Annotated in this window: 10 protein-coding genes; 4 read left to right on the top strand and 6 right to left on the bottom strand. The window is 56.7% G+C overall.

Annotated elements, in window-relative coordinates; all coding sequences use genetic code 11:
- From AC5EFR_RS19805 to AC5EFR_RS19785, 5 genes are all read right to left on the bottom strand, one after another.
- A partial coding sequence (locus AC5EFR_RS19805; protein ID WP_493577463.1) for an acetyl-CoA C-acyltransferase occupies nt 1-968 on the bottom strand: 968 nt, incomplete at its 3' end.
- A complete protein-coding gene (locus AC5EFR_RS19800; protein WP_493577462.1) occupies nt 965-2,626 on the bottom strand; it encodes an AMP-binding protein in 1,662 nt (553 codons plus the stop codon). The genes AC5EFR_RS19805 and AC5EFR_RS19800, both read right to left, overlap by 4 nt.
- Before the next feature lie 68 nt (nt 2,627-2,694).
- Nucleotides 2,695-4,230 (bottom strand): DUF2306 domain-containing protein, encoded by a 1,536-nt coding sequence (locus AC5EFR_RS19795; protein WP_493577461.1) that lies wholly within the window; start codon nt 4,228-4,230, stop codon nt 2,695-2,697.
- Between the two features lie 81 nt (nt 4,231-4,311).
- On the bottom strand, nt 4,312-5,250 hold the full coding sequence (locus AC5EFR_RS19790; protein ID WP_493577460.1) for a SphA family protein: 939 nt from the start codon (nt 5,248-5,250) through the stop codon (nt 4,312-4,314).
- A gap of 97 nt (nt 5,251-5,347) precedes the next feature.
- Complete coding sequence (locus AC5EFR_RS19785; RefSeq protein ID WP_493577459.1) at nt 5,348-6,754, bottom strand: aldehyde dehydrogenase family protein; 1,407 nt, start codon at nt 6,752-6,754, stop codon at nt 5,348-5,350.
- 250 nt (nt 6,755-7,004) lie between these two features.
- Between AC5EFR_RS19785 and AC5EFR_RS19780 the strand changes: the two genes are divergently transcribed.
- Entirely contained in the window at nt 7,005-7,544 is a 540-nt protein-coding gene (locus AC5EFR_RS19780; protein ID WP_493577458.1) for a MarR family winged helix-turn-helix transcriptional regulator, read from the top strand.
- A gap of 446 nt (nt 7,545-7,990) precedes the next feature.
- On the opposite strand, the gene AC5EFR_RS19775 is transcribed toward AC5EFR_RS19780, so the two are convergent.
- Complete coding sequence (locus AC5EFR_RS19775; protein WP_493577457.1) at nt 7,991-8,908, bottom strand: LysR family transcriptional regulator; 918 nt, start codon at nt 8,906-8,908, stop codon at nt 7,991-7,993.
- A 152-nt stretch (nt 8,909-9,060) separates the two neighbouring features.
- Here AC5EFR_RS19775 and chvE point away from each other — a divergent pair, with 152 nt between their 5' ends.
- The 3 genes from chvE to mmsB all read left to right on the top strand — a co-directional run bounded on the left by chvE (nt 9,061) and on the right by mmsB (nt 12,947).
- Complete coding sequence (gene chvE / locus AC5EFR_RS19770; RefSeq protein WP_493577456.1) at nt 9,061-10,113, top strand: multiple monosaccharide ABC transporter substrate-binding protein; 1,053 nt, start codon at nt 9,061-9,063, stop codon at nt 10,111-10,113.
- 66 nt (nt 10,114-10,179) lie between these two features.
- On the top strand, nt 10,180-11,700 hold the full coding sequence (gene mmsA / locus AC5EFR_RS19765) for a multiple monosaccharide ABC transporter ATP-binding protein (RefSeq protein WP_493577455.1): 1,521 nt from the start codon (nt 10,180-10,182) through the stop codon (nt 11,698-11,700).
- 11 nt (nt 11,701-11,711) lie between these two features.
- Entirely contained in the window at nt 11,712-12,947 is a 1,236-nt protein-coding gene (gene mmsB / locus AC5EFR_RS19760; RefSeq protein ID WP_493577454.1) for a multiple monosaccharide ABC transporter permease, read from the top strand.

The following is a 12,947-nucleotide window of genomic DNA, read 5'->3' as shown; positions in this document are numbered from 1 at the left end:
TGCGAGGCAAAGGCCTCGTTGATTTCCCACAGATCAATGTCCGAGACACGCAGCCCCGCCTTCCGCAACAATTTGGGGATCGCAAAAACCGGGCCGATGCCCATTTCGTCGGGTTCGCACCCCGCCACGGCAAAGCACCGCAACGCCCCCAGCGGTGTCGCATCTGACGTGGCCGCCAGTGCCTCAGAGACCACCACACAGGCCGAGGCCCCATCGGACAGTTGCGAGGCATTGCCTGCTGTCACAAATTTGTCCGGGCCTTTGATCGGATCGAGGCCCGCAAGATCAGGCAGCGTCGTGCCGGGGCGGTTGCACTCATCGCGTGTCACAGTCACGGTCTGTTTTCTGACAATGCCTGTTTCACGGTCCTTGATCGTCATCACGGTGTCCATCGGCACAATTTCCGCATCAAACAGACCGGCCTCTTGGGCCGCTGCGGTGCGCTGCTGGCTTTGCAGGGAAAACGCGTCTTGTGCGTCGCGGCTGATGCCATAACGGGCGGCAACGATATCGGCGGTGTCGATCATTTCCATGTAGATGGCGGGCTTGTTTTCGGCCAACCACGCGTCTTGTATCGCGTTGGTGTTCAGGGTCGGTTGAACCATTGAAATGCTCTCGACCCCGCCTGCGACCACGGCAGAGGCGTCGCCCATCTGCACGGCGGCATGGCCCATTGCGATGGCTTGTAGGCCGGAGGCGCAAAACCGGTTCACGGTTTGGCCCGGCGCGCTGACGGGCAAGCCGCCCCGCAAGGCAGACTGGCGCGCGATGTTCATGCCGGTGGCGCCTTCGGGGAAACCGCAGCCAAGGATGACATCCTCGATTTGCTCATCCGCGATCCCTGCCCGCGCGATGGCATGTTGGATCACATGCCCGCCCAGCGCCGCACCTTGGGTCGCATTCAGCGATCCGCGAAAGCTTTTGGCGAGGCCGGTGCGCGCGGTCGACAAGATCACTGCGTCTGTCATGGATTTACCTTTGCGTCTTCGATGTCTTGCAGGTCGCGCCACAGCACTTTGCCTGCGGGGCTTTTGGGAAGGCTGTCTACAAGCTCAAGCAAACGAGGAACCTTGTAGGCCGCCATGTGGTCTTGGGCCCAGGCGGTGAATTCTTGTGCTGTGAGCGTTGCACCCGGTTTGAGAACGGCCACGGCTTTGACGGTCTGGCCGCGATAGGTGTCCTTTGCGCCAACCACACAGACTTCGGCGATGGCGGGGTGCTGGTAAAGACGGGTTTCGATCTCGGCAGGCCAAACCTTGTAGCCCGAGGCATTCACCATGCGTTTGAGCCGATCAACGATGGTGATGCGGCCTTGGTCGTCGGCGCGGGCAAGATCGCCCGTTCGCAAAAGCCGTTTGCCCTCCAGCGTGACAAAGCTCTCGTGATCCGCCTCGGGATTGTTCCAATAGCCGCGTAGCATTTGCGGCCCGGATACGGCGATTTCACCGACCTCTCCGGCAGGCACCGGTGTCAAAGTGTCAACGTCAAGCAGCACCAGATCCGTGTTCATCACAGGAAAGCCGACGCAACCGCTTTTGGGGGTTTCGACGCTGTTGTGGGTGATCGGCCCCATGGATTCCGTCATGCCATAGACTTCGACGAACTGTAGCCCGGTCAGATCGTGCAGCCGGGTTGCAACCGCCTCTGGCATCGCGCTGCCACCGCCATAGATCAGGCGCAAACTGCTAAGATCGTCCGTTTTAAGCCCTTCGGCATTTAGCAGATCAATGATGGCGGTGGGCACGGTACACCATTGGGTCACACCATAGCGCGCGATCAGTGCGGCGGCGGCCTTGCGATCCCAGCGGGACATGATCACAATCGTTGCCTTTGTGGCAATTGCGACGTTCATGATGCCTTGCAGGCCGACGATATGAAACATGGGCGTTGCGCCCAGATGGACCTCGTCTCCGGTATAGCCGAACCATGTGGCGATGACGTTTAGGGCATGGAGCGCCGAGGCGTGGCTATGAATGCAGCCCTTGCCCCGCCCGGTCGACCCCGAGGTATAGGGCATGACAGCCACGTCATCTACGCCAAGCGCAACCGGCGCATGGGGGCAATCCATCGCCATCATATCGGCCCAGTCGACGACGCCGGGACCGGGTGCAGCGGAGGTGGTCGTGACAAAATCAGGCACCGGGACCGCAAGCGGCGTCGGCAATTCTGATCCGTAATGGGCCGCAATCACATGGTCGAGTTTGCCAGAACCAAGGAGCGGGGCGACATTGGCAACAGTGTCTTGGGCAGAGAAAACCACTCGGATGCCCGCATCTGTGCAGATATACGACACCTCGTCCTGCCGATGCATGGCGTTGATCGGGACGGCGACACCACCGGCGCGGATCACACCGTAAAAGGCGGCCACAAATTGCGGGGAGTTCTGCATATAGATGCCGACACGGTCCCCCTTGGCAATGTGGCAGACCTCTTGCAGATAGCCCGCGATACGCGTCACTTCGGAGCCGAGGGCGGCATAGGTCTTGGTGGCCCCGTAAAAGATCAACGCGGCTTTGTCTGGTACACGCGCCACCGCATCTCGCAGGTTGTCATCCAACGTATGGGTCGCGGGCGGCAATGATTTGGGCAGGCCCGCAGGCCAATGATCGAAATGTGTCTGAAGCATCTTTATCCCGTCCAAACTGGTGTGGTGGCCGGCCCGACATGCCGGGCCTGCCGGGGTTTGAAACTGCCTTACGAAAGGACCCGAGACTGTGTCTCGCGGCTGGTCATCATGCCGATGAAGCCGTTGAACGTGGGCGTCAGGATCGCGGCCCCTGCACCAAGCACATAGCCATGACCACGCTCAAGGTAGAAGGTCGGGATGACATCAAGCAGATACCACAAACCGTGGCCCCAAACGATCAGCGCCGGGGCAAAGGCAAAGTTCACGGCAAAGACCATGATCTCGTGCCACAGGTTTTCGCGGCCCCGGCTTTGGAACAAGAGCGCCAGCACGGCAAACCCCGTGAGCGAGAGACCAGACACGATATAGAAACCGCCCCCCGATGTGACGGCCATGACTGGGTCGCCCAGTTGCAGCCCCCAGAGGATCTGTTGCAGACCGCCCAAAATCGCGCTGACATAAAAGATATTGCGCGCAAGGCGGGAGGTCTCATCCCGCATCATCAACCACATGCCCGAGCCGATAGCCGCCGCGATCAAGATGCCAAAGGCTGCGGTTTGCATCGGCTTGCCTGCATAAAGCGCCGCTTCGGCGGCCAAGGTGCTGGCGGGGGCAACGCCTTGTGCGACACTCCAGCCGCTAAGACCTGTGCCGGAGACATAGCTGGCCAGAACGGTTAGCACAGCGGCCACGGTTGCAAGGCCCAGAAAGATCTTTAACCCCATGGGTTGCGGTGTACTTTCAACCGGTTTAGAGCGCACCGGCGCAGAAGATCGGTTCCACGCAAACAGCACATAGCCAATTAGCAAACACTGCCAGAAGGTCAGAATATTCACGAGGTTGTTCACCTCGCCTTGGGTTAGATGCGGGTAAACCGACCCTAACACGGCCCAGTCATAGCGCTGGATCGGCGCATTCAGGAAGGCCGCGAACGTGTAGACTTGCAGCCCCAGATGCAGCGCGAAATTCCGCTTTTTGATGAAGACGATTGCAAGCACCTGCGCGATGATCGTGCTGAGCGCGAGGAACCACAGCTGAATATGGAAGGCAAAGCCCTGATAGGTGTTCTCAATGCCGGTATGCACCATGTGGTAGATCGCGGCAAAACACATCGCGAACGTCGCCAGGATATAGGCCCCGCCAATGGCGCGGTGGGCTTTGCGATGCTTTTTGCGAAAGGACGGGGTGAACTGGAACATGCCAAGGATCAGAACCGCCCCGCCGAGGATCATGTGCAGGCTGAGCGCGGATTTCTCGACCGGCTCCATGCTGTTGTAATAGCGCACAGGGTCCGTATTACCGTTGCTACCAAACCCGAAATAGGTGCCGGTCACCATCGCCGTCAGATTGTTCCAGAGCGGATAGGCCTCAAGCGCCTCGTCAGCGATTTGCGCATAGGGCACGCCCTCATTGCCTGCCGCTTCGATCCTATCAAACAACTGGGCATGTTCGGGGTCGTAGTTTTGTGGCTGAAGTTTATAACCCGCGTCCCAGACCAAGAGGCTGTAGAACGCCAGCATCAGACAAAAAGCCCCCCAGAGCAGCAGCGACTTGGACAAGCGGCGCTCCTGCTTGCGAGGCGGATCAATCATTTGCGTGGTCATTGCGTTGTTCCTTTGGGCAATGGGAGAAGCAGGCAGCGCAAATCGGGCGCTGCCCCACAATTGTTTGAGGTGTTGGGGGGGTTATTGGCCGAAGCGCTTGATTGGGATGATCGCGTTTACCCACAAACGATCGCCGCCACCGGAATCCCGAACGCTCAGGTCTGTGGTGTACATGGCGTTGAAATTCATCGGGCCGACTTGTTTGGACACCGAAAGGCCAAGACCGCGCTGTGACGCATCTCCCCCCAACATACCGCCATAGGCCCCGTCTGGGTTCTTGTCGCGGCTGACTTGCTCGCGCAGGTAACCGACCCCGCCAAAACTCCAACCATTGCCGACATCTTTCATAGCGGTCAGGTTGAGATGCACTTCGTCGCCGGATGTGTACCCGTTGTCTTTGTTTTCGAAGTTGGCAAAATAAAGCAGATGCGCAGAGGCATTCCAGCCGTCGCGAAGATAGCTGACACCAACGCTTGGCGCGATGCTCCAGAAGTTCTGACCCGGATTGACGAGGCGCGTTTCGTCCCAATCGCCGGGGGTGAAAACACTAAGGCCAGCATTGACGAAAATGCCCGGTGCGGTTTGCCACGAAATATCAATCGGTCGAATTTCGATACTGCCCAGACCGGAACTCGATCCACTGGCCAGTCCAAAGGGGGTTGGAATGTCTTCGCTCTCGATGTCAATGAAGGGCATGGACAAAAAAGCGCGGTACTGTCCGCCCAGGATTTCGTTTCCGGGAACAATTGCGAATTGTAAAACCGTGTCGCGGATCGTGATATCCGTGGGGGTCTCGTTTCCGTCGGAATCATAGTATTTCTGGAAAGACAGGCCGGTTCGGCTACTTGCCGCAATACCCGCGGCGGGGGCCGGTGCGGCAATTGGAACGCCCATTGAGGCCCCAGACGGAATTGTCGGCAAGACGCCGGGTTCGCGGGCTATTGCCGATCCGGTCATGAACGTGGTGGCAAGCAGGCCGGCCGCTGCTTGGGTAATAATTGATTTTGGCGCGTTTCTCATGTCTCTCTCCCTTTTGAGTATGTCTGCGCGCCGCGTTGGGGGCCGCTCCTCCGGGCAGGCCCTCAACGCGCAGCGGCGCGCAAGTGTTAGTTTCTCGTTACTGATGAATGACTTGGATGTCGGTGTTCTCCATTAGGCCCTCGTCGCCAAATTCGACGCCGAGGCCGGATTTCTTGACACCACCAAAGGGGGCATTGGGCTGCAATGCGCCGTGTTTGTTGATCCAGACAGAGCCACATTCCATGCGCAGAGCCAGCGATTTGGCCTTGTCCATGTCGTTGGTCCAGATCGAGCCGCCAAGCCCGGCGTCCGATGCGTTCGCACGTTCCAGCGCGTCTTCGACATCGCGGTAGCGCAGGACCGGCACGGCGGGGCCGAATTGTTCTTCGGTGACAAGCGGATGATCGTCCGCCAAATCAGTCACAATCGTTGTTTCGTGGAACTGGCCGTCACCAGATGTGCCGCCCAGTTGCACAGTGCCGTCTTGGGCTGCGGCCTCGACCAGATGCGCGACTTTTTCATGCTGGAAGGGCGTGGTCAGCGGGCCCATGAGCACGCCGTCGTCCATGCCATTTCCCATAGGCATGTTTTTGGCAACATTGACGAATTCCTCGACAACCGCGTCGTGAATATCTTCGTGCACATACATACGCTTCATCGCGGCGCAGGTCTGGCCGGTGTTAATGAAGGCCCCCCAGAACAGACCTTCGGCAATCGCCTTTGGGTCCACGTCTGGCAAAATGATACCGGCATCGTTGCCGCCCAATTCCAGCGTCAGACGCTTCATCGTGGTGGCTGCGCTCTGCATGACCTTTTCGCCGGTCGCCGTTGACCCGGTGAAGACGATTTTGCGGATATCGGGGTGTTGGGCCATGGCCGCGCCGATGCTTGCGCTTTGATCGTCAGACGTGACGACATTCAACACGCCAGCAGGCAGAACCTCATTCATGATCTGAACGGCCAGCATGGTGGAAAGCGGCGTAAACGGCGACGGTTTGACCACCACTGTGTTCCCAGCGCGCAGGGCGGGCATAATGTGCCAAATCGCAATGATGACAGGCCAATTCCAAGGCAGGATCGACCCAACCACACCCAAGGATTTGCGGTGCAATTCGATGCGGCCTTCGTCAGTGTCTTGCAAGACCTTGACCGGCATGTCCAACGCGGCGGTGGACCGTGTCCAGACAACGGCACCACCCAATTCAAAATGGGATCCGATGCCCCCCAGAGGCTTGCCGTTTTCACGCGTCAAAAGCTCGGCCAGATCACCGGCGCGGGCCTCTAGCGCGTCGGCCAAGGTGTTGATCACCTTTTGACGGTCTGCATCCGGCAAGGCGGACCACGCGGGATACGCGGCTTTGGCTGCGCTGACGGCGCGGTCCAGATCATCGAGGCTGGCGTTTGCGATGTTCCCGATGACCTCGCCCGTGGCAGGGTTCATTACGGCAAAGCTCTCTTGTCCGGCGACCTGACGGCCGCCGATTGTCATGCCCATATCAAGCATAAATCTCTCTCCCTAGTTCGGCGCTGTTTCTCGACATTGGCGGGGATGGAAGGCGAATCGCCTGCTTTGACCGCTAATGCCCTAAAAAGGCTCCTGTATTTCCTCTGATCCGCATGGTGTCATGGCGGAATATAAAAACGATACCCACATAACGTTGCACTTGCAACATTAAGTTGCACGTGCAACATGTAGCCTTTTTGTCGGGAGACAAACCGTTGGCTTAGACCCCGTATCGGAGTAAGAGAAGCGCATGGAAAATCAAAACAAAGCTCCGGTTCGCGACGACATGTATTTCGTTGATGTCGAGGACCCAAATACGGGTGAGACATTTCAAACGCTGAGTATTTCGCGCACGCCTGCCATGCTGATGTCCTTTGCGGCCAACAAGTTTACCGAAGGGGCCTCAAATTACTTTAGCGACAATTTCGGGCTGGGCACGGTGGATTGGCGGATGCTTTTGTTGCTGGCCCGGACGCCGGGAGTCACCTCTGCGCAGGCGGCAAACACTATTGGTGTCGATAAGGGAACTGTCAGTCGCAGTGTGAGCCGGCTGACCAAAAGTGAATTGATCAAACTGGGCGAGCTTCATGCAAATGGGCGCAGCCGTGGTTTGACGCTAAGCCCATCGGGCCGGGCGCTGCACGACAAGGTTCTGCAAGCCGCGTCAAGTCAGAATAGCTTTCTCATGAAAGGGTTTGATCCAGGCGAAATTAGCGTTTTTTGCGATCTGCTTTTACGGTTCACCCAGAACCTGAACGAATTGATTGATCAGGGGAACAAGGCCCCCTAGGGCCTGGACATTGGCGAATGAGCTGAATGGCCTCTGCGCCACCCGGCGGCGCAATCCGCCCAACTGCGGGTGCCATCGGCTGCGAAAACAGCAGCCAACCAATGACCAAATGACTGTGGGCCTTGAGTGCGCCAGAGATGCAAATCAAAAGCACAAGCGCTTCAGCGATTGACCGCAAGTTTCGATCAATCAAACCACGGTTCTGGCGCTCTTCGATCTTTTCTCGCGGTGTTTGGTTTTGATCGAAACTTGCGGCTCGCCTCTGAATGTGACGGGCTGAGCGGCCTAAACTCAGACGCGACGTTTGGCGTCTGCTAACCCTATGTGACCTGCGAGACGAGGCCAACATCCGCCTCGGATCAAACCGTGACATCAATCTCAGCCCCCCCCGCAGCCACCTAACGCATCACGGGCCTCTACAAAGACGTTGCCGTACAACGCCCCTGTCAAATATTGTGGAACGTTTCTTGAATGATACGATCAGCCACGGGCGAAAGCTCTCGGTCTGAGCGGGCGATCACAAAGAACGGTGACACAAGAACCTCTTCGACAACATCCAATCGCACGACCTTCATATCCAATGCCGAGTCCGCAAGAAGCTCGGCGACCTCATGCGATTGCGAGGCGATGGCAGTTGACTGCTCCAACAGGGCCAAAGCGACAAGCAAAGAAGACGTATTGGTGATCTGAGACGGCAAATCGACCTGATTGCTATAAAAGGCGGCCTCAACCGCCGCGCGAATTGGGGTGCCGCGATCCTGAATGATCCATTCATAATCCCTGAGCTCGCGCAGCTGGATGGATTTCCGCTTTGCCATCGGATGGTCCCGATAGACCAACATTGAAACCACTTCATTGCGAGCCGGGTAGATCCGGTACATCTGACTGTCAAAAGCTTTGTTTGGGCGCGCAACAACAAAATCAAAAAGACCTTCGTCAAGCCCACTCATCAACGTCGCAGACGGGGCAACTTCAATTGTGAATTCGATTTGCGGCGCTTGCAGGCGCATGGCGCGCACCACCGGCACAACAAGACCAACAGCGGGCCCCGTCACCGTGCCGATGCGAACCGACCCGGCGTGTCCGCTGGCGATATTGGTGACATCCATTTCCAGCTTGTCGAAACCTTGAAGAAGTTGTCGTGCGTGTCCAATGACCGCTTCGCCAACCGGCGTCGGCTCCATCCCTTTTGGATGCCGCGTAAACAAAGCAGCCCCGATCAGGTTTTCGACGTCTGACAGCATTCGGGATGCAGCCGGTTGAGACAGCGCAATGCTCTCTGCTGCAACTTGCAACTTTCCGGTTCGCGCAATCTGCGTGACCAGACGAAGATGGATGTGTTTGAGGCGTCGGGCAAAGTCCATAACACCACCTCATTACAAAACTGTTATGCAAATGTCCAATTATAGAATTATACTGTTATGCCCGCCCACGCTATGCAGACTCGAGCCTTATCGCTCGAAATGAGAAAACGTGCGACTGATCTGGATCGAGACGCGCAATTTGGGAGGAAACCATGAAACTTTCGCGCCTGCTTATGACAGCAGCGGCAACCGCACTCGTGTCTGCTGCAGCCTTCGCTGAGGGTACTGTTGGTATCGCAATGCCAACGCAATCATCTGCCCGCTGGATTTCCGACGGCAACTCTATGGTGGAACAATTCAAGGCCGCTGGCTACGAGACCATCCTGCAATATGCCGAAGACGACATCCCCAACCAATTGGCCCAGATCGAAAACATGATCACCAACGGTGTTGATGTTCTGGTTATTGCAGCCATTGATGGCACAACCCTGTCGAATGCTCTTGAGAACGCCCATTTTGCTGACATCCGCGTCATCGCCTATGACCGTTTGATCCGCGACAGTGAATATGTCGACTATTATGCCACCTTTGATAACTTCAAAGTCGGTGTTCAACAGGCCACGTCCCTTGTTCAGGGTTTGGGAGAACGCTTTGGCGATGGTCCCTACAATGTTGAACTCTTTGGCGGCTCGCCTGACGACAACAACGCCTACTTTTTCTACAATGGCGCGATGTCCGTGCTCGACCCGTTGATTGCCGATGGCACTGTTAACATCGTTTCGGGTCAGATGGGCATGGAGACTGTTGGGACGTTGCGTTGGGACGGTGCCGTGGCACAGGCCCGCATGGATAACCTGCTGTCGGCCCATTACACCGAAGAGACTGTACACGGTATTCTGTCGCCTTATGACGGTCTGTCCATCGGTATCATCTCCTCGCTTAAGGGTGTCGGCTATGGCTCCGGCGATCAGTTGATGCCGATTGTATCGGGTCAGGATGCGGAGCTTCGCTCTGTCAAATCCATGCTCGCTGGTGAGCAATACTCCACCGTCTTCAAAGACACGCGTGAGCTTGCTCGTGTCACCGTGGGCATGGTCGATGCGCTGCTGGCGGGTGGTGAGCCTGAGATCAACGACACCGAAACCTATAACAACGGTATCAAGGTCATCCCAAGCTACCTGCTTGAGCCTGTCTCTGTTGATAGCTCCAACTGGGAAGAGGTGATCATCGGGTCCGGCTACTACACAATGGACCAAGTTAAGTAATCTGACTTTTACATAGGCCTGTCCGTTTTCGGGCGGGCAGGCCAGAACAATGACAAAGGCGAGATTATGGACGCGCTACTCGAGATGCGTTCTATCACCAAGGAATTCCCTGGTGTTAAGGCGCTCGACACGGTTAACCTTTCCGTCACAAAAGGCGAAATTCATGCGATCTGTGGTGAGAACGGGGCGGGAAAATCCACGCTGATGAAGGTTCTTTCCGGCGTTTATCCGGCCGGTACCTATGATGGCGAAATCCACTATGATGGCGCGCTGGTAGAGTTCGGGGACATTTCGGACTCTGAAGATCGCGGTGTGATCATCATTCACCAAGAGCTGGCGCTCATCCCACAGCTGTCAATTGCCGAAAACATCTTCATGGGCAATGAACGCGCGAAACGGGGGATCATCGACTGGCGCGACACCAACCAACGCACCGAGATGTTGCTCAAGAAAGTGGGGCTATCCGAGCCGCCCAGCACCATGGTCGACAAGCTCGGCGTCGGTAAACAACAGCTGGTTGAGATCGCAAAGGCCCTGTCCAAAGACGTGCGTCTGCTGATCCTTGATGAACCGACGGCCGCGCTTTCGGAAAGCGACAGCCAAGCGTTGCTTGATCTGATGTTGGAGCTCAAGGAGCAAGGTGTCACGCAAATCATCATCAGTCACAAGCTCAACGAAGTACGCCGCGTCGCCGATACGGTCACGGTGATCCGTGATGGGTCAACGGTGTCGGTGATGGACGCTGCCAACGCTGAGATCAAAGAGGACCGCATCGTTCGCGATATGGTCGGCCGCGATATGGCAGATCGCTACCCCATGCGGGAGCGCAAAGCCGACGATATATTGATGGAGGTCAAGGATTGGAATGCCTGGCATCCTATCCACGCCGAACGTCAGATGATCAAAGACGTGAACATGACGGTGCGGGCTGGCGAAGTCGTTGGCATCGCTGGTTTGATGGGCGCGGGTCGCACCGAACTCGCTATGAGCCTGTTTGGACGTTCCTACGGGCGCAACATTTCTGGTGTGGTCGAGATGTCGGGCAAACCGGTGAATGTAAGCACCGTCAGCAAGGCAATCGAGGCGGGACTTGCCTATGTGACCGAAGATCGCAAATCTCTCGGGTTGGTGCTCGAAGAGTCGATCCAGCGCAACATCAGTTTGGTGAACCTGCCGGAAGTGTCGAGCAACCACATCCTAAACGAGGGTCGCGACACGCAGGTCGCGGAACACTACCGCTCGGCGCTGAACATCCGCACCCCAAGCGTGTTCCAAAAGGTGATGAACCTGTCGGGGGGCAACCAGCAAAAAGTGGTTCTGTCCAAATGGCTGTTTGCCGAACCCGAAGTTCTAATCCTCGATGAACCCACCCGCGGCATCGACGTTGGCGCGAAATTTGAAATCTATGGGATCATCAATGACCTGTCCAAGCAGGGCAAAGGTGTTGTGATGATCTCGTCCGAGATGCCCGAGCTATTGGGCATGTGCGACCGCATTTATGTAATGAACGCTGGCGCGTTTGTTGGAGAACTAGCCGCAGAAGATGCCAGCCAAGAGCGGATCATGTCGCTCATCGTGACCGAATAGGAGACCTCGATATGGCCACAACAGATGAGAGCGCAAAGGCGCCAAAACAGTCGAGCATCGGGGAATACCTTGTCCGTCACATGCGTGAATACGGGCTGCTGTTTGCCCTGATCGGTATTATATTGTTCTTTCAGTTGGTGACGAACGGCACGCTCTTGAAGCCGGTCAACGTAACGAACCTATTGCTACAAAATAGCTATATCATCATCATGGCGCTCGGGATGCTCATCGTCATTGTGACGGGGCATATCGACCTGTCGGTGGGATCCGTGATGGGCTTCGTTGGGGCTTTGGCCGCGGTGATGATCGTCGAATTTGACCAATCCACGGGTGTCACCATTGTGACCTGCCTGGTCGCAGGAGGCCTAATCGGGGCCGCACAGGGGTATTGGATCGCCTATTGGAATATCCCGTCTTTTATTGTGACACTTGCGGGCATGCTGGTGTTTCGTGGCCTGTCGCTTTGGCTGCTTGAAGGGCAATCCCTTGGCCCCTTCCCTCGTGAATTCCAGATGATTTCGAACGGGTTCGTTCCTGACATCTTCCCGCAAGGCGTCTCTGACCTCGCGGCGAACCTTCTGGGGGTCAAGCGCATCAACGTTTTGGCGCTTGCCACCGGGATCATCGCGGCCTTTTTGATCACATGGATGGGCCTAAAAGGCCGCGCCCAGAACCGTGCCTACGGAATGGAACTTGAGCCAAGCGCGTTCTTTTATGCCCGTGTTGGTATCACCTCTCTGGCGCTGATCTTTATCTTCTACAAACTCTCAACCTTCCGTGGCTTGCCAAACGTATTGCTGACCATGGGTGTTCTGACGATCATTTATGCCTTCTTCACCGAACGGACGATCACGGGCCGCCGTATGTATGCGCTTGGCGGCAACGAAAAGGCCGCAAAGCTATCTGGTGTAAAAACCCAGCGCCTGACCTTTCTGGCCTTTGCCAATATGGGGGTGCTTGCCGCGGCAGCTGGAATGGTCTTTGCAGCGCGGCTGAACTCCGCGACACCAAAGGCTGGCTTTGCGCTTGAACTCGACGTGATTGCGGCCGTTTTCATCGGCGGTGCGTCGATGTCCGGTGGTGTCGGCAAGATTGTCGGCGCTGTGGTCGGTGCCTTTCTAATGGGTGTGCTGAACAATGGTATGTCCATCTTGGGCATCGGCATCGACTATCAACAGGTGATCAAAGGTCTCGTGCTCCTCGCTGCTGTGATCTTCGATGTGTACAACAAATCAAAGCAGGCCTGA

It is taken from the genome of Pelagimonas sp., from assembly GCF_058892305.1.
The sequence above is the reverse complement of the archived record's forward strand: the minus strand, read 5'-3'. Positions and strand labels throughout refer to the sequence as shown.

Coding starts and splice junctions, on each gene's coding strand:
- AC5EFR_RS19785 (WP_493577459.1), bottom strand. CDS start 6,754: ATGCTTGATATGGGCATGACAATCGGCGGCCGTCAGGTCGCCGGACAA.
- AC5EFR_RS19800 (WP_493577462.1), bottom strand. CDS start 2,626: ATGCTTCAGACACATTTCGATCATTGGCCTGCGGGCCTGCCCAAATCA.
- mmsB (WP_493577454.1), top strand. CDS start 11,712: ATGGCCACAACAGATGAGAGCGCAAAGGCGCCAAAACAGTCGAGCATC.
- mmsA (WP_493577455.1), top strand. CDS start 10,180: ATGGACGCGCTACTCGAGATGCGTTCTATCACCAAGGAATTCCCTGGT.
- AC5EFR_RS19775 (WP_493577457.1), bottom strand. CDS start 8,908: ATGGACTTTGCCCGACGCCTCAAACACATCCATCTTCGTCTGGTCACG.
- AC5EFR_RS19780 (WP_493577458.1), top strand. CDS start 7,005: ATGGAAAATCAAAACAAAGCTCCGGTTCGCGACGACATGTATTTCGTT.
- AC5EFR_RS19795 (WP_493577461.1), bottom strand. CDS start 4,230: ATGACCACGCAAATGATTGATCCGCCTCGCAAGCAGGAGCGCCGCTTG.
- chvE (WP_493577456.1), top strand. CDS start 9,061: ATGAAACTTTCGCGCCTGCTTATGACAGCAGCGGCAACCGCACTCGTG.
- AC5EFR_RS19790 (WP_493577460.1), bottom strand. CDS start 5,250: ATGAGAAACGCGCCAAAATCAATTATTACCCAAGCAGCGGCCGGCCTG.